The sequence below is a fragment of the Cardinium endosymbiont of Sogatella furcifera genome, assembly GCF_003351905.1.
Classification (GTDB): domain Bacteria; phylum Bacteroidota; class Bacteroidia; order Cytophagales; family Amoebophilaceae; genus Cardinium.
Map to the genome: position 1 here is coordinate 944,843 of NZ_CP022339.1, position 17,171 is coordinate 962,013.

A 17,171-nucleotide genomic window follows, 5' to 3' on the forward strand; every position below is an offset into this window, starting at 1 on the left:
ATTTTACACTAACCAGACAATAGATAATGCTCACGATAGCTGATTTACATGTAAGCGTAGGTGATAAAAATGTGCTGAAGGGTATTAACCTTCAAGTAAATGCAGGTCAAGTACATGCCATTATGGGGCCCAATGGGGCAGGAAAAAGCAGCTTAGCGGCTGTTTTAGCTGGTAAAGCTGGCTATGAAGTGACCAAAGGGTGTATCATGTTCCATGGTCAGGATCTATTGCAGCTAGCGCCAGAGGCTAGGGCTGCACTTGGTCTGTTTTTAGCCTTTCAATATCCAGTTGAAATCCCAGGCGTATCGACCACTAATTTTTTGAAAACAGCGCTCAACCAGATCAGAAAACAGAGGGACTTGTCTCCTTTAGATGCCGTTTCGTTTTTGGAACGTCTAAAAGAAAAACGCGAGCTGTTGCGCATGGATCATGCCTTGGTACAGCGTTCGCTCAATGAAGGCTTTTCAGGCGGCGAAAAAAAAAGAAATGAAATGTTGCAAATGGCTGTCTTAGATCCTTCTTTGTCCATTTTGGATGAGACGGATTCTGGTCTGGATATTGATGCTTTAACGATTGTATCACAAGCCATTAATCAGTTGCGTCGGGCAACCAATGCGATGGTATTGATTACCCATTACCAAAGGCTATTGGATCATGTGGTGCCAGATGTGGTGCATATTCTCTATGATGGGAAAATTATACAATCCGGCGATGCGACACTGGCTAAGCGGTTGGAAAAAGAAGGGTATGCGTGGATTACACAACTGCATTGATGATGGCATTTACAAATTGGTTGGCAGAGGCCTTTAAAACCTTTTCTGTTACAGATTCTTTCTATACAGAACGCCTATGGGCATTTAATAAATTGAACCAGCCTGCTTTTATAGCGGGCCAAAAAGAAGACTATAGCAACCTGCGTGCCCTCCTTGCCTTATTGACGCGTGAGGCCTACCATTTTACACGGCCCATGCAGTACGCGCTACCGGTAGAAGGGCGTGGATATACTACCCAGGCCATTACCTTTACTTTTATCAATGGCATATGGTTGCCATCTGATAATGGCCATCAGGGTATTCGGTTGCGTAAGTTAGCAGATTTATCCCTGCTGGAACAAAAAGAGGTGTTGGCCACCTATATAGCTGATACCGAAGCCAGTGATGATCTTTTTGTGCTATTGAATAGGTTCTTGGCGCAAGAAAGCTATCTACTGGAAGTTACAGAAGGCAGCCATCAAGTGATTGCCTTACAACATATGATTACTGATCTGGGGGGGCATATCGTGCCTCAGCTGCTGGTTAAGGTAGGCAAGGCTAGTCAAGTAACCATAATAGAACAGTGGCATAGTGGACCAGTGCAACCTTTTGTTAACCATTTTACCCATGTGCTTCTAGAAGAAGCGGCACATTTGTCTTACTACACCTTGTATATGGATGCATCATCGTGTAGCCAAGTCAATACCCTTTATTGCAACCAAATGGATCATAGTACCTTTACCCACCATACTTTTATCTTTGGAGGAGCTATGTTGCGTATGCATATTAGGTCTCACATCAATGGCAGCCACGCCCATGCTGGCCTATATGGGCTCTCTACCCTTGCTGCAACAGAACAAGTAACGCAGCAGATCCAAGTGGTCCATAGTGCACCCCATAGCCTCAGCAAACAACATTACAAATCCATCTTAGGCGGTCAGTCAACCGACCGCTTTAGCGGTAAAATTTACCTCACACCTGCCGCACAAAAAACCAATGCCTATCAAACCAATAATGCGTTGCTTCTATCTGATGCGGCCCACCATTATGTCAAACCACAGTTGGAAATTTATGCGGATGATGTGAAATGTTCCCATGGTGCAACAACAGGCCAGTTGGATGAAGCACAACTATTCTACTTGCAAACACGTGGCATAGCCGCTCCCTTAGCCAAAAGATTACTACTAGAAGCTTTTGGTAGCGAAATAATTGACGCTGTGGGGACAGCCACCCTGCAAGCCTATTTATACGATCAGCTCGTAGCAAAGCTTGTAAAATTGTAGTATCTTCGGCCTATTAACCTAGTCAATCGCTACTGATGTTTGCTACGCGTCCTTTAGATGTAGGCCAGATTAGGGCTTTGTTCCCTATTCTAAATCAACAAGTTTATAATAAGCCCTTGGTCTATTTGGACAATGCCGCTACCGTCCATAAGCCGCTTGCTGTTATAGATCGTGCTACCCATTTTTACCAGCAGGATAATGCCAATATTCATCGTGGGGTACATGCCTTATCGGCTCGTTCTACGACCGCTTTAGAGCAGACCCGTTTGGCGGTACAAAAATTTATAGGTGCCCCTGAGGTAGAAAATATTGTTTTTACTTCAGGTACTACAGCAGGCATTAACTTAATTGCAGCCACATATGGAGCGATGGTAGTAGAGGAAGGGGATGAAGTAGTCATTTCTGCAATGGAGCACCATGCCAACCTTATTCCTTGGCAACGGCTTTGTAAGGAGCGCAAAGCCATTTTAAGTGTGATACCTATAGATGATACAGGGCAATTGGATCTCTCCCACTTTTCCTTTACGAGCCGTACTAAGCTTGTTGCCTTAAGTTATGTCTCTAATACGTTGGGTACCATTAATCCTATTCAAACCATTATAGACCAAGCCCATGAAAAAGGTGCCATAGTGGTCATCGATGGGGCACAAGCAGTAGCCCATATGCCGATTAACGTCACCGATTTAGACTGTGACTTTTTTGTCTTTTCAGCCCATAAAATGTATGGACTTACTGGGTTGGGTATTTTATATGGTAAAAAAAAATGGTTAGAAGCCATGCCGCCCTATCAAACCGGGGGGGGTATGGTTAAGCAGGTTACTTTAACCGATACCATCTATCATGATCCGCCCTATAAATTTGAAGCAGGCACCCCACCATTGGCTGCTATTGTCTCTTTTTTAGAAGCGCTCAATTTTATCGGTAAGGTGGGCTATGCCCACCTAGCTGCCCATGAAGCAAGCTTGTTGGCCTATGCCTTAGCTGGCTTGGCCCGTATGCCAGCGGTACAGTTGGTGGGTACCGCTACCCATAAGGTAGCTATTATTGCTTTTAATGTTACCAATATGCATCACTTAGATGTAGGTCTATGGTTAGACGCCAAAGGGATTGCTGTGCGTACAGGTCATTGTTGTACCCAGCCCCTTATGGATAGATTGGGCATAGAGGGTGTGGTGCGTGTTTCTTTTGCGGTTTACAATACCATGGAAGAAGTAGATCTGTTTTTAGAGGCATTACAAGAGATTATTCATAAAGGAAATCGTTGATATGGTAGAAATAGCATGTAAAACGGTTGATCAACACCAAGACGAAATCATAGATGCCTTTGCCACCTTAACGGGTGATAGAGTCGCTATGTTGGATTATCTTATTGATTTAGGCTATACCTTAGCCCCTATGGATCCTGTCTATAAGATAGATGATTACTTGGTGCAAGGCTGTCTTTCTAAAGTATGGGTAGTGGATCAACTGGTACGGGACCAACTGTTTTTCCAAGCGGATAGCAATACAGCTATTACAAAAGGGCTGATTAGTTTGTTGTTGAAGGTACTTTCTGGCCAATCTGTGCAGGCTATTGTAGCAGCGGAGCTCTACTTTATAGAAGCGATTGGTATCCGTTCGTTGATCGGGTTTCAGCGTGCCAGTGGTTTGGCGCATATGATTAAAACCCTGAAACTAAGAAGTTTATCTAAATTTAGTATATAAGTAGCGTGCGTAACGTATGGTATCGCTTTGCCCATGATCCGTATCGTTGCCGAAGTCTAATCTGTGATGCCTGATCTTAGGCCAGTTTAAGTAGTATGAAAACCTATATGAACAATTCGGAACCAGCTCATCTACCGGATGCGCTTGCAGCAAATGCAAAGTATCCCCCACATGCCTTAGATCTAGAAGAGAGTGTTTTGGGTGCATTGATGCTAGAGAAAGAAGCCTTAGTAAGTGTCATTGACCTCTTACAGCCTGAAAGCTTTTATAAAGAGTCCCATCAGGAAATCTATCGCGCCATTGTACGACTGTTTAATGATTCCGAGCCCATAGATATGCTTACGGTAGTCAATCAATTGCGTAAAGATGGTAAATTGGCTACGGTAGGCGGAAGCTATTATGTTAGCTATCTAACGACGCGTATTAGCTCTTCGGCTAATATTGAGTTTCACGCCAGGGCTATTTTGGAATATGCCATGCGCAGGAAGTTAATAGAAATTTCCTCTATGGTTCAGAAGCATGCTTATGATCCTACCATCGATATTTTCAATACGTTAGATCGTACCGAGCAAGCACTATTTGAAGTTTCTGATGGCAATGTGCGCAAGCGTTATTTAGAGATGCGTTCTTTATTGGTAGAAGCCTTTGATAATTTATCCAATCGTCGTACCCGCACCAATGGCCTCACCGGTATTCCCAGTGGATTTACTGCTTTAGACCGTATTACTTCTGGTTGGCAAAAGTTTGATTTGATTATTATTGCCGCTAGACCTGGTATGGGTAAAACCGCTTTTGTACTCTCTGCTTTGCGCAATGCAGCGATAGATTATAAAACCCCTGTAGCTATTTTTTCCTTAGAGATGGGGGCATTGCAGTTGGTCAATCGATTGATATCAGCTGAAGCGGAGTTAGCGGGTGAGAAAATAAAGCAAGGTAAGCTTATGGACCATGAGTGGGAACAATTGCTGCATAAGACGGCTGAACTCTCCAATGCACCGATTTATGTAGATGATACACCTGCACTCTCTGTTTTTGAGTTGCGCACCAAGTGTAGAAGGCTCAAGGCCAAGCATGATGTTCAACTGGTGGTTATTGACTACTTACAACTGATGTCAGGCGATCAAAATAGGGGAGGCGGCAATCGTGAACAAGAGATTGCTTCAATTTCACGTGCGCTTAAAAGCATCGCTAAAGAGTTGGACATTGCAGTAGTAGCCCTTTCGCAGTTAAGCAGGGCAGTAGAAACACGTGGCGGGAGCAAGCGTCCCCAATTATCTGATTTACGTGAGTCGGGTTCTATTGAACAGGATGCAGATCTGGTTTTATTTTTATATAGACCAGAATATTATGGCCTAACAGAAGATGAGTCGGGTAATCCTACACAGGGGCTAGCAGAGGTTATTGTTGCCAAGCACCGGAATGGTGCATTAGATCAGGTTCATTTGCAATTTATGGGCCGCTATATGAAATTTATGGATGTCGATATGCCTCCTGCTACGGTGCAACCGGAGCAGTTTGTCATTCATTCGAGCAAAGCCAATACATTAAATGATTCATTTGAAGTGTTTTGAGTATCCTGCATCATTTATGACTCTGCTGCATAGATACTTTTAATCTACCAATCGTATTACCGGTACGTTTTTCCCATTGTCTGGATAGATGCATACATGTAGTGTATTTTATCTCATGTATAAATCTGCTGTATTGATCATAGGAGTTTTTATATTGATTCGCAGCTTGATGGGCGCTCCAAATCATCTCACTAAGTTTATCCAACGCCTCCTCTATATCTAACTTAATAAGGTGTATATCATTAATATAAGGCCTTAGGTAAGTGGTATGGTTACCTGCTATACGTTGTGCTGTATGCAGAAATGCATCGCAACTATTTAGCATGGTTTGAACAGCTGGTATGAATTGGTCGAAATATTCAGCAAAATAGCGATAAGCCTCTTCAGCGGTTTGAGCTGCATCCCTGGCCTCTATTGTATCATTAAATGCCTGTTGAAGTTCTGGAAGGAAACAACCATCTGTCAGAATAGGTGCCCATACATTTTGAAACTTATGATGTATTCTATTTGCCTTATTAAACGCATCATACGCGTTATTGCGAAATTGTTCAAACGGATCTGCATTAAAAAATACGTCATTAATCTCATGGTATTGGCTATCGATTGTATCAATAGTAGCATGCCCATAGATTAGTATGGATTGGAGTGTATCCATCATATGGTCACTAGGCATCTGATAGGCAGGCGTATCATCCTCATGGTTGAGCACAAAGCTAGCAATATGCCGACTATAATTTTTACTTATAGTAGGCGTAACTTGCTGCAATCTGGTGTGCACATGCTGCGCTAGATCGTTTCTATCCAGAATAACCGTAGCATCGTGGATAATAGCTTGAGCTATATATACAACATTTCCCTTAGCGACAAGACTAGGATGCTCTAAAGCAAGCTTCATAACAAGTGCATATTCACATAACTTATAAGCATATTCTCTGAGCTTAGGCATAATACCTTGTACTGCTACTTTGCCAACAGCGGTTGACTTGTGACAATGTGCATAGATGCTTGCTCTTTTTTTTTGAATAGGATTGTACTGATCGTAATAAAAGGACAGCTTATCTATTTTTGAGTAGAAACGAGTGTCTATCCCTGTAATATTATGATTCGCAGCGCGTGCCATGTCGTATGCTTTTTCAGCGGCAGGCCAACTTTGCTTATTTTGGCTGGTATGTGCTTTATTAGTATTGTACTGCACCCTACTTATAGGCATACTATTGCTGCATGCATACAGACATAAGTGGATCAGCGAATAAAGAGATGCACCTAAAAGGGACATAGGCTTGTTTGTATAATCCTAATGGTCTAAATTCTATATATGCATCATGATGCTTCTCTTGATGCAATAGGGTGCATTAAACCTATTTGTTCATAAAAGACCCAACCTTAATTATACTATATATTTTTCAATATAACAATAGCTATTTCTATTTTTTTCTTTTTTATCAAACAAAAAGTAAGATTAAAGATGCCTTATGGCTTAAAATTTACAATGAGGGCATCCTGAAGCGGGTATCATTGAGGGCTTACTTGCTGATTGTATCATTGGTATACTGGCCTGTGTATAACTTACTATTCATTTCATGTACCACGTTGTTGTATTGACGATAAGAGAGCTTATAGTATTGATATGCTTGTTTGGATTCCTGAATAGCCTTATGAAGGCTTTGCTCAGCATACTGTAGCTTTTGATAAGCTATCCAAATATCCCTATGCAACCTATCTAAAGCATCCTGTATGGCTTTAAGGTCCACCCCTAAGTCAACCGTGTCGTCATCTATAGTTGGTTGTATGATAGGCAGATATTCATCACAGTGATTCAGTATTTTTTGAATAGATGGTCTAAACAGTGCACGACAGCTATGCAGCATTTTGTTGATGGTTGGTGTGAATTGGTTAAAGTATTCAGCAAAATAGCGATAAGCTTCTTGAGCGGTTTTAGCTGCATTTTTGGCCTTTTTAGTTGACTCATGTGCTTCCTTGAGGGACTCAATAGGCGTATCATGTGAAAGACCTTTAATCAGCTTCTGTGCATTGTCGAACCCTTCGTACGTTTGATTAGCGACTACGGAAGCAGCATAAGGTTGATGATGTATTAATGTAAACTTATCTCTATCAAAGAATGCATCATCCAATTCAAAATAGTCAATATCAATTTTCTCTATAGCCGCATGCGTACTTTTGAGTATGCAATGAAGGATTTCAATTATATTATCGCCCCTAGCATCATATGCAGTATCCATACGGTCTATGCTTTTCGGTAGCCATTCCACAATATCAGTGACACCCTGTTTATGGATGGTATACCCATGTCTGACCAGTTGATTTTCAACAAAATTAATGCGATCGGACCTATTGAAATGATCCCTAGCGTACTCCAGTATAGATTGCACACACGGATCAATATGACCGATAGAAAAATGACTCGGTTGTGTTAAAATCACTACCATAGCAAGTGCATGTGCGCTTATGCTAGAAGCATAGCTACGTATATTAACCATCAGACTTTCTTCTTCTTCTCTAATACTAGGCATGCGTTCTTGTTCTATAGCGCTAGTAGCATAGTAACCTTTTTTCTTCTCTTGAATAGCAGTTAGGTTGTTTATCACGCTGGTGATATCTTTGTACGGATCACATTTTTTTACGCAAAGTGTATGACGTATGCGTTCAGGAGTAAGTTTTTGCATCAATGGATTAGCTGTATCCGCTTGTTCATTGGCTTTATGTGCAGCACTGGCAGCTGAATGAAAATGTAGAAACCCACTTTCACCGTCCTTCACCCTACTTATATGCATACTGCTACATGCATGAAGCCATATGTAGATCAATGAGTAAAAAGAGACACTGCACAGGAACATAGCTTTATTGTCATAGTAGCTTAATGGAGCCAGTGCATCCATCAGGATGCCTATATGTGTATGCGCTCGCTTGCATCAACAAACTTAATATGTTATAATTTAATAATTTTATACTATATATTTTTCGTATCTGTTCACGATACTGGTTCATAATGCATTTTATCCCACTTTTTTTCTTGATAAAAAAGTGGACAAAAAATCAATCCCTCGGTAAAAAGTCGCTGAAAGTGCCATCTTACAGATGGAAAAACAGAAAGCGCCCCCTTTGGGGGCTTCAAAGGAAACTGTTTTTCCTAATCATCTGTAAAATGCCACTTTCTAAACCGCGACTTTTTTCAGGGGCATTGTTCTTTTAACGTAAAAAACCACTGCGCTGAACACATACTATTTTTCAATATAACAAGCTGTCTGTCTTAGATTTATGGTGATTATCAAGTAAAAATATAATTAAGTATAGTAAATACGTTTTACCCTTTGACTGATTTGGGTGAGTAATTCGTAGGAAATAGTACCTAGTCGTTCTGCTAGTAGATCTATGGAGTGTGTGGCATTAAAAATAATCACTTCATCCCCACGTGTTACCGTTATACCTGTTACATCTACCATAGCCATATCCATGCATACATTGCCTATAATAGGACGTTTATGGCCTTGAATGACTACTTTCCCTTTTCCGCAGCCAAATGATCTACTTAAACCATCTGCATAGCCTATTGGTATAGTAGCAATGGCCATGTCTTGCGTGGCTATTGCTTGGCGATCATAGCCGATGCTATCCCCTTTTTGAATAGCCTTGACCTGTGAGATGGTGGTTTTAAGTGTACTAGCTGGTAGTAGATGGGGCTGTATGGTTTTGTCAACTCCTACACCGTGTAACCCAATACCTAACCGTACCATATCAAATTGAAATTGTGGGAAACGTAAAATGCCATTGGTATTTAATATATGTTTTAAAGGCTTTATACCCAGCTGTTTTTCTATATATTGCGTCATCTTTGTAAACCGGTCTACTTGTATAAGCGTATAGGGATCGTGCACATCTGCTTGTGCAGCAGCTAAATGGCTAAAAATACTCACGATATGTAGACTGGGGATTTGTCTGCACTGTGCTATGAGTTGGTCGAGCTCTGTTGCTGCTATACCCAAACGGTGCATGCCTGTTTCTAGTTTCAGGTGAATGGGTAGGTGTTGGATCGATCTTTCTGCTATAAAGCAAGTTAATTCATCCAGTAATGCTAAGCTGTATATTTCTGGTTCTAAATGGTGGTGTAGGAGGGCATCAAAGTGGTCATTGGTTGGGTTCATTACCATAATGGGTAAGGTGATGCCTTTTTGGCGCAAACACATGCCTTCATCCATATAGGCCACCCCGAGATAGTCCACTCCATGGCGCTGTAGTAGGGAAGCCAGTTCAAAACTGTTGCTATCACTACCATAGGTGCAAGCTTTGACCATAGCCATAATTTTGGTAGTTGCATGCAACTGCCTTTTAAAATAGGAGAGATTATGTCTAATCGCATGCATGTCTATTTCTAAAATGGTGCCATGGGTATTTTTTTCTATGGCTTGGACAACCCGTTCTAACCGAAAGGTACGTGCTCCCTTTACTAAGATGGTTTCATCTTTAAAGGATGGCTTTTGCGCTATAAAATCTGCTACGCTAGGCAAAAAAAGCGTTTCTGGTATCGAAAAAAGCGCGCTGTAGTGGCTTATCATAGGTCCAATGCCTATCAATCGATCCACCCTATGTTGCGTTAATAAGGTAGCTAGTGCCTGATAGAGCTCGTGATCTGGTGTAGCAGATTGGAGCATATCCGATAGAATCACCGTTCGTTTGGCAGGGTGTTGTTGTTGCATAAAGTCTAACGCAAGCCTTAGGCTGACGATATCGTTGGTGTAGGTGTCATCTATAAGCTGGCATCGATTGATACCTGCTTTAAGGGTCATGCGCATCGGTATAGCTTTCAGTTGCAACAGTGAACGTTGCAGTTGTAGGGGGTCAAAGCCATTGTCTAGCAGGTAAACCAGGCAATGGGTAATATTCTCTATCGAAGCATGGTCCCGAAAGGGAATGACAAAGGTATGGTTTTGGGCGGCTGTAGCAATGTCTAATCTGGTTTGGTCAGCTAGCTGGTTAGCGGTGACCAGGTAATCTGCTTTTGGGTTATGGAAAGACCAGTGAACCCCTATTCCCCCATATCCTTGCATAATGGTTTGGTGAACCAGTGGATGGTCTTGGCAGTAGTAAATGGTGCTGCAGCCCGAAAATAATTTGAGTTTTTCTTCCAGCTTTTGCGTGATGTTTTGAAAACCTTGGCTGTGTGCGGGGCCGATATTGGTCAGTAGTCCATGCGTGGGTTGGATCAGTGGTGCTAATTTTTCCATTTCACCGGTTTGTGAAATACCTGCTTCAAAAACACCATATTCGTGATTAGGCGCTAATAAGCTGATGGCCAGGGGTACCCCCACTTGAGAATTATAACTCTGAGGGCTACTAATGGTTTTGTATTTTCTGGACAACAATTCATGCATCCACTCTTTGACAATTGTTTTGCCGTTACTGCCTGTAATACCCAGTAGCGGTAAGCGATATTTTGATCGGTAAAAAGTAATAAATTGGTGTAATGCTGCTAATGTATGGGATACGGCTAGTATATTTACATCGTTGTACTTTTCGATCATTGAGCAATTATAAGTGTGGTTGACTACAAACTGGCGTATGCCTTTCTGATAGGCTGCTGGTATGTAGTTATGACCGTTGTGGTTAATGCCTACAATGGCAAAAAAAATCGGAAAGGGGGTCAGGGGTTTGCTTCTGCTGTCTATAATTAATTCTGTTATGGGCAAATTAGCCGCTTCAGCTGTTATTTGGCCAGCTGTAACCCTTACTAAGTCATTAAAGTAAGCAAGGGTGTGGTGATGGCGGTGCATGACTAATTGAAGGTTATTAGAAGAAATAAACACAGGCCTATTTTAGGCCGGTATACTAGCTTTTTTATAAATTCCACTTTTTTCTTGATAAAAAAGTGGACAAAAAATCAAGCCCTCGGTAAGATGACACTTTCAGCAACTTTTTACAGGGGCGTTTTTTTTGACGCAAAAACCAGTGACTTGAACAGATACCTAATAACAAGCACTGCGCTGAACACATACCTTGGTCCAAATATAAGGAAAATAGATAGCATAGGAGGGAAGCATAAGCCAGTATAGCTACAAGCCCTATAGAGATTAGCAACCATATTAGCAATGTGATCCCGCTGGGACTCGAACCCAGGACCCTCTCCTTAAAAGGGAGATGCTCTACCAGCTGAGCTACGAGATCAACATTAATTGGATATTGGTAAATTTATTCAATTTTTAGTGAAAATAAAAATTATTACTACCTAATGCTACAGGCTCCCTTCTGTTCCTGCTTGTAATTTCTCTGCATGGTCTGCCACGCGTAGTGCTTTGATCATATCTAGTATAGCCCCATCTAATATAGCTGCTAAATTATGTTCGGTGTAGCCAATGCGATGATCGGTTGCACGGGCCTGGGGAAAGTTATAGGTTCTGATTTTGTCTCCTCTGTCACCTCGCTTGACCATAGATCTGCGTTCTATACCAATTGCTTCTTGTTGTTTTTTCACTTCCATATCATAGAGGCGGGAACGCAATACCTTTAAGGCTTTTTCATAATTTTTAATTTGCGACTTGCCATCTTGGCAGGATACCACCAGTCCAGTGGGGATATGGGTCAGCCGTACAGCTGAATAGGTCGTGTTGACCGATTGGCCACCTGGACCAGAAGAACAAAAAGTATCCTTGCGGATATCATTTAAATCCAAGTTGATTTCTACTTCCCCTGCTTCTGGTAGCACCACTACACTGGCTGCGGAAGTATGTATACGGCCTTGTGTTTCCGTAGTAGGGACCCGTTGTACACGATGTACCCCAGACTCATATTTCATAAGGCCATATACATCTTCACCAGCTATGGTGCAGACCATTTCCTTCCATCCACCAGCCGTACCTTCTATGGTGTATACAATGGAAAAATCCCATTTCATTTTTTCTGCAAAACGTTTGTACATGCGAAAAAGATCCCCGGTAAAAAGGGCGGCTTCGTCCCCGCCAGTACCAGCCCGAATCTCTAATACAATGTTTCTACTGTCATTGGGGTCACTGGGGGTAAGTGCATCGCGTAATTGTGTTTCTAGATGGGCCTTTTTATCTAAAGCAGAGGATAACTCTTGTTTGGCAATCTCACGGAAGGCTTCTTCTTTTTCCGTATGTAATACTGCTTTAGCTTCTTTTATATTTTCTAATACCAGTTCGTAGTCTTGGTATAAATGGACAATTTTGGATAGCTTTCTGTACTCCTTATTGAGTGCCGCATAAGCCTTCATGTCATTTAAGGCATCGGGTTGATAGATGGCTGCTTCTACCTCATGAAACCGCTCTTTGATGGACTTGAGTTTTTCAATCATATGTTTTTGATCTATCTGCTTAACCGTATGTCCATATATTGCTGCCGTTGTCGTACATTCAGCCTTCCGGTAATATTGCCTAAAAAGGCATACAACACTAGCCTAAAGGATACTAGGCAGTAGGTTGCTGCTGAAGTGCTAGCCAAATAACTTCCTTTTACGCTACTTTTTGTACAATAGCCTTAAATGCGCTTGGGTGGTTCATAGCTAGATCGGCTAGTGCTTTTCTATCTATCTCCATATTGCTTTGCTTAAGCTTGCCCATGAACTGTGCGTAAGCCATGCCATGGAGGCGAGCTGCTGCATTGATGCGTTGTATCCACAATGACCTTATCGTTCTTTTTTTTGTTTTTCGGTCTCTATAAGCATATAAAAGTCCTTTTTCAACTGCATTTTTAGCTACGGTCCAAACATTTTTTCTTTTGCCCCAGTAACCTTTTGCTAATTTTAATACCCGCTTTTTACGTGCTTTTGAAGCGACCGCATGAACTGACCTTGGCATGTTTTCTTCAAATTTATAATTTTATGGTATAATACTTATGCTGTAATGTTGTGCGCCTTGCTTCCTACAAATGCCGCATATAAGCGCATTGTGCAAAACAATCTCATGGCGCAAGAAAGATAGAGCTAGATAGCGAGCAGTTTACGAATAGTGGGTACATTGGTTGTATGCACCAGTGTACTGTGTGTAAGGTGTCTTTTTTGCTTTGTGCTTTTAATGTGCTTTGCCAGGCAATGGTTTTTAAAAGCATGCTTTCGCTTAATCTTGCCTCTACCTGTCACCTGAAATCTTTTTTTTGAACCAGAATGTGTTTTAACTTTTGGCATACGTTATAACGGGTTTAATGGTTGAATGCACGCAAATGCTTCATAAGTAGCGCTAGTTCAAGTATAACGCTACAAGAACCTTAAATGTAGTAAAAAATCTTCAAATAACAGCAATCTCCATTTAAAAACACCCCTATTTTTTACCTGCTAAGGGCGCTATGGTGAGGCTCATTTTTCTGCCTTCTAGTTTAGGCAATTGCTCTACCCTTCCATAGGCCTCTAATCCTTGTGAAAATCTAAGTAAGATGAGTTCGCCTCTTTCTTTAAACATAATCTCCCTGCCTACAAATTTAACACAGACCTTAACTTTAGCTCCTCCTTGTAAAAAGTTAATGGCATGTTTTAACTTAAAATCAAAGTCATGATCACTTGTATTGGGGCCAAAGCGGATTTCCTTTATGACGACTTTTTGCGCATTACTTTTGATCTCCTTATGTTTTCGTTTTTGCAAGTATTTGAATTTAGCATAATCCATTACCTTACAAACAGGGAAATCACTGCCTTGCGCAATTTCTACTAAGTCCAGCTCTTGCGTTGCGGCAATGGCCAAGGCTTCACGAATGCTATACACACCGGCAACGACATTATCACCAACCAAACGTACCTCTGATGCAGCGATACGCTCGTTTACATTATGGGTTTCTTTTATTATGTTTTTCAAATGGCCAAATATTGATTATGGTCTGCTATAGGCATCAACTTAACCAGTATGTTGCTGGCTAGAAGGTTAATATACAAATATGTAAATAAATTTTCAATCCATCCAGGCAAAAACCTAGAAGGCCTTTATGGACTATCTATTTTAGATGATCTTTTGGCGCTATTTTAGCGGCTGGTCGGAATACTAAAAATAGGCCTACTATAATCCAAGGAACGCTGAGCCACTGCCCCATGTTTAACCACATGCTATCTTCAAATGCTACTTGATTTTCTTTGTAGAACTCATAAAAAAAACGGAGGCAGAAAATGGTTACTATCAAGGTGCCAAAGATGCGACCGGGTGCTAATCTTTGGCCTTGCTGGCGCAACCATAGAAACAGTATGATAAAAATCAAAATACAAGAGAAGGACTCATACAATTGTGCGGGATGTCTTGGAATGCCCCAAGTATAGACATGTGCTTGATAGCCCCCATTTTGCTTTTGTAAGGTGTAGGATAGTGGGGTACCGTAGGTTTCGTAGATTTTTGGTGATGTGTTAAAGTAGGATTCTTGTATTAAATGATTTTTTAAAGATTGCTCTAGGAATCTTTTAACCATTTTTTCATCGGTCATCGTCTCTTTAAACGCAATAGCCAATTCAATGGGCTGATAAGGAGCTTTTATCGCTGGGATGTGCGATATAGATGCTTTACGTATGGTTAGACTTTGAATCGTTGAAGCATGCTGTTTGCATAGGTGCTCATGTAACTCCCTAGCGAATACTACGCCATAGTTAGAGCCAGTTGGTTTGCCAATGATTTCAGAATTCATAAAATTGCCAATGCGAATAAATGCACCACCCAAAGCAATGAGCATAGCCAGACGATCCCAGATCCATAGAAATTCCCCAGGGGAGCGACGGTTTTCAAAATGGATACGGAGAGGGGAAATAGAAAACTTAATCCGTTTTACATATAGCAATACAGCAAGCACCATTCCAATGGCAGCCCCATGGCTGGCTAAGCCGCTGAAGCCCGTTATTTTAAAGGAAGGGGAGAAGGTAACAGGTAGAAATATTTCTAAGAGATGGTCTTTATAATAGCTCCATTCATAAAAAATAACATGTCCTAAACGAGCGCCAACCATTATGCTAATTACAATATAATTTCTTAGTTGCTCAATGGCTTTGTGGTCTTTACCTGCTTTGGCAAACATATAATAGCCAATGGAACAACTTCCCAATACACCAGTAGCAAAGAGCAGGTTATACCAGCGCAGATTTAAGAACCCTTTGGTGAATATCTCTGGAGATACATCCCATATAATGGTGTTTAGCATAAATGTTAGGATAGATAAATTGAAGATAGGATATAAGATTTATTAAGGCTACCAAAGCTTTTCTAACGTCAAATAAGGCTATGCCTACGATACCATTAGGCATTGGATGGCGTTTAATCAAAGACCATCCAATGTGATTGGGCAGCCATTTATGCATGCACGCAAGGTATACGGATAGGACCTTAACGGATAAACACTCAACTATTGAGGAGCCAATCTACTAGCAAGCGTACACCGAAACCTGTGGCACCCGCATTATGGTAGGTACAAGGTTGTTCTTTCCATACGGTACCAGCGATATCTAAATGTGCCCAAGCTGTTTTTTCAATAAATTGCTTTAAAAATAGTGCAGCGGTAATCGATCCTCCACCTTTTTTATTGCCTGTGTTGCGCATATCGGCAATAATCGAATCCATACTTTTAAGGTAAGATTCTTCTAATGGCATTTGCCAAATTTTTTCACCTGTTCTTGGAGAAGCAGCCATCAGGCTGTTGATCAGCGCTGAATCGGTGCCAAATATCCCGGCTATACGTGTGCCGAGTGCAACGACCATAGCACCTGTTAGGGTAGCTAAATCCACAATTGCATCTACACCGAGTTTTTCTGCATAGACCAGTGCGTCCGCTAGGGTTAGCCTACCTTCGGCATCTGTATTGTCTATCTCAATGGTCTTACCATTAGAAGCCGTTACTACATCGCCAGGCTTGGTGGCGCTGCCATTAATCATGTTTTCTGTCGCAGCGATAATAAAATGCACCTCTTTATTGGGTTGAATCGCACCAATCGCTTCTGCTGTGCCAAGCACTGCTGCTGCACCAGCCATATCAAATTTCATTAACTCAATCTGTGCATTCCCTGTTTTTAGGTTCAGTCCACCACAATCAAAGGTGACCCCTTTGCCTATTAGGGCAATCTTAGAGGATGGCTGAGTCATTGATTTTGGTTTATAACAGAGGTGAATGAATTTGGGCGGCTCGCTAGAACCTTGTGTAACCGAAAGATAGGCACCCATACCTAAGCGTGCACAATCCTCTTTTTCTAAAATCTTTAACGCCAAGTGATACTTTTGGGCTAATTCAGTGGCGGTTTGAGCCAACATAGAGGGGGTTACATGGTTGGCTGGTGCATTTACTAAGTCTCTTGCGAGATGAACACCTGTTGTAATCTTTTGTGCCAATTGAATGGTAGGGTGGTCCTCTACCACATTGAGTAGATCTACCTTTTTTAGGTAAGTGGTTGTGGTATCTTTTTTGGACTTAAAACGTTCGTCTACATAAGCAGATAAGAAGATGCCTTCGGCAAAAGCTTTTAAGTAAGTTTTGTCATTTAATAGTGCCATAAAATGAATGACTACTGATGGACTATGCAATTGGGCACATGTCCTATAGACCAAGCTTGCAGCTTGTCGAATGGCTTCTTCATCAATGGCTTCTTTTTTGCCTAGACCCACTAATATCACTTTACCTATTGTAGGCAAGCAGTTGGCTATAGCAGTTGTCCCTTGCTTGCCAGTAAACTGCGACTCTTGTATCAAAGGCAGCACGATATCGTTGTAAAAAGGCAGACCAGTCAGATGCGTAGTCTCAGGTGTAGTATCGTTCTGTTCAAAGATACCAAATGCATAACAACCCTGTGCTACTTGTGATGCTTGGTTGCTCAGAAATTGAAAATTAGGATACTGCATAGTAAATAGTCATTTTAAAATTTTAAGTAAATAGCTTTTGCTTTT

General features: G+C 41.4%; 14 protein-coding genes and 1 tRNA gene. 5 read left to right on the forward strand and 10 right to left on the reverse strand.

Annotation, left to right across the window (positions count from 1 at the left end):
- Positions 1-26: 26 nt before the first annotated feature.
- The 5 genes from sufC to dnaB all read left to right on the forward strand — a co-directional run bounded on the left by sufC (position 27) and on the right by dnaB (position 5,310).
- Positions 27-773 carry a Fe-S cluster assembly ATPase SufC gene (gene sufC / locus CE557_RS04215; protein ID WP_114910333.1) on the forward strand — a complete coding sequence of 249 codons (747 nt, stop codon included), beginning with the start codon at positions 27-29 and terminating at the stop codon, positions 771-773.
- Positions 773-2,035, forward strand: coding sequence for a SufB/SufD family protein (locus tag CE557_RS04220; protein WP_114910334.1), 1,263 nt, complete (start codon positions 773-775; stop codon positions 2,033-2,035). Before sufC ends, CE557_RS04220 begins: the two co-directional genes overlap by 1 nt.
- A gap of 35 nt (positions 2,036-2,070) precedes the next feature.
- Positions 2,071-3,300, forward strand: coding sequence for an aminotransferase class V-fold PLP-dependent enzyme (locus CE557_RS04225; protein WP_114910335.1), 1,230 nt, complete (start codon positions 2,071-2,073; stop codon positions 3,298-3,300).
- A gap of 1 nt (position 3,301) precedes the next feature.
- Complete coding sequence (locus CE557_RS04230; RefSeq protein WP_114910336.1) at positions 3,302-3,739, forward strand: SufE family protein; 438 nt, start codon at positions 3,302-3,304, stop codon at positions 3,737-3,739.
- 95 nt (positions 3,740-3,834) lie between these two features.
- Positions 3,835-5,310, forward strand: coding sequence for a replicative DNA helicase (gene dnaB, locus CE557_RS04235; protein WP_114910337.1), 1,476 nt, complete (start codon positions 3,835-3,837; stop codon positions 5,308-5,310).
- A 10-nt stretch (positions 5,311-5,320) separates the two neighbouring features.
- On the opposite strand, the gene CE557_RS04240 is transcribed toward dnaB, so the two are convergent.
- From CE557_RS04240 to CE557_RS04290, 10 genes are all read right to left on the reverse strand, one after another.
- Positions 5,321-6,586: a hypothetical protein gene (locus CE557_RS04240; protein WP_114910338.1), complete on the reverse strand. Its 1,266-nt coding sequence runs from the start codon at positions 6,584-6,586 to the stop codon at positions 5,321-5,323.
- A 247-nt stretch (positions 6,587-6,833) separates the two neighbouring features.
- The gene (locus tag CE557_RS04245; RefSeq protein WP_162790007.1) at positions 6,834-8,102 is read right to left on the reverse strand and encodes a hypothetical protein; all 1,269 of its coding nucleotides are present in this window, start codon (positions 8,100-8,102) and stop codon (positions 6,834-6,836) included.
- A gap of 510 nt (positions 8,103-8,612) precedes the next feature.
- Positions 8,613-11,129 (reverse strand): bifunctional UDP-N-acetylmuramoyl-tripeptide:D-alanyl-D-alanine ligase/alanine racemase, encoded by a 2,517-nt coding sequence (locus CE557_RS04250; protein ID WP_114910340.1) that lies wholly within the window; start codon positions 11,127-11,129, stop codon positions 8,613-8,615.
- A 285-nt stretch (positions 11,130-11,414) separates the two neighbouring features.
- Positions 11,415-11,487 (reverse strand) — tRNA-Lys (locus tag CE557_RS04260).
- 67 nt (positions 11,488-11,554) lie between these two features.
- Complete coding sequence (gene prfA / locus CE557_RS04265) at positions 11,555-12,634, reverse strand: peptide chain release factor 1 (protein WP_114910342.1); 1,080 nt, start codon at positions 12,632-12,634, stop codon at positions 11,555-11,557.
- Positions 12,635-12,791: 157 nt separating this feature from the next.
- The gene (gene rplT / locus CE557_RS04270) at positions 12,792-13,136 is read right to left on the reverse strand and encodes a 50S ribosomal protein L20 (protein ID WP_114910343.1); all 345 of its coding nucleotides are present in this window, start codon (positions 13,134-13,136) and stop codon (positions 12,792-12,794) included.
- 125 nt (positions 13,137-13,261) lie between these two features.
- Positions 13,262-13,462, reverse strand: coding sequence for a 50S ribosomal protein L35 (gene rpmI / locus CE557_RS04275; protein ID WP_114910344.1), 201 nt, complete (start codon positions 13,460-13,462; stop codon positions 13,262-13,264).
- A gap of 133 nt (positions 13,463-13,595) precedes the next feature.
- On the reverse strand, positions 13,596-14,123 hold the full coding sequence (infC, locus tag CE557_RS04280) for a translation initiation factor IF-3 (protein ID WP_114910345.1): 528 nt from the start codon (positions 14,121-14,123) through the stop codon (positions 13,596-13,598).
- Between the two features lie 136 nt (positions 14,124-14,259).
- Entirely contained in the window at positions 14,260-15,441 is a 1,182-nt protein-coding gene (locus CE557_RS04285; RefSeq protein ID WP_114910346.1) for a prolipoprotein diacylglyceryl transferase, read from the reverse strand.
- A 197-nt stretch (positions 15,442-15,638) separates the two neighbouring features.
- The gene (locus CE557_RS04290) at positions 15,639-17,126 is read right to left on the reverse strand and encodes a leucyl aminopeptidase (RefSeq protein WP_114910347.1); all 1,488 of its coding nucleotides are present in this window, start codon (positions 17,124-17,126) and stop codon (positions 15,639-15,641) included.
- Positions 17,127-17,171 lie beyond the last annotated feature (45 nt).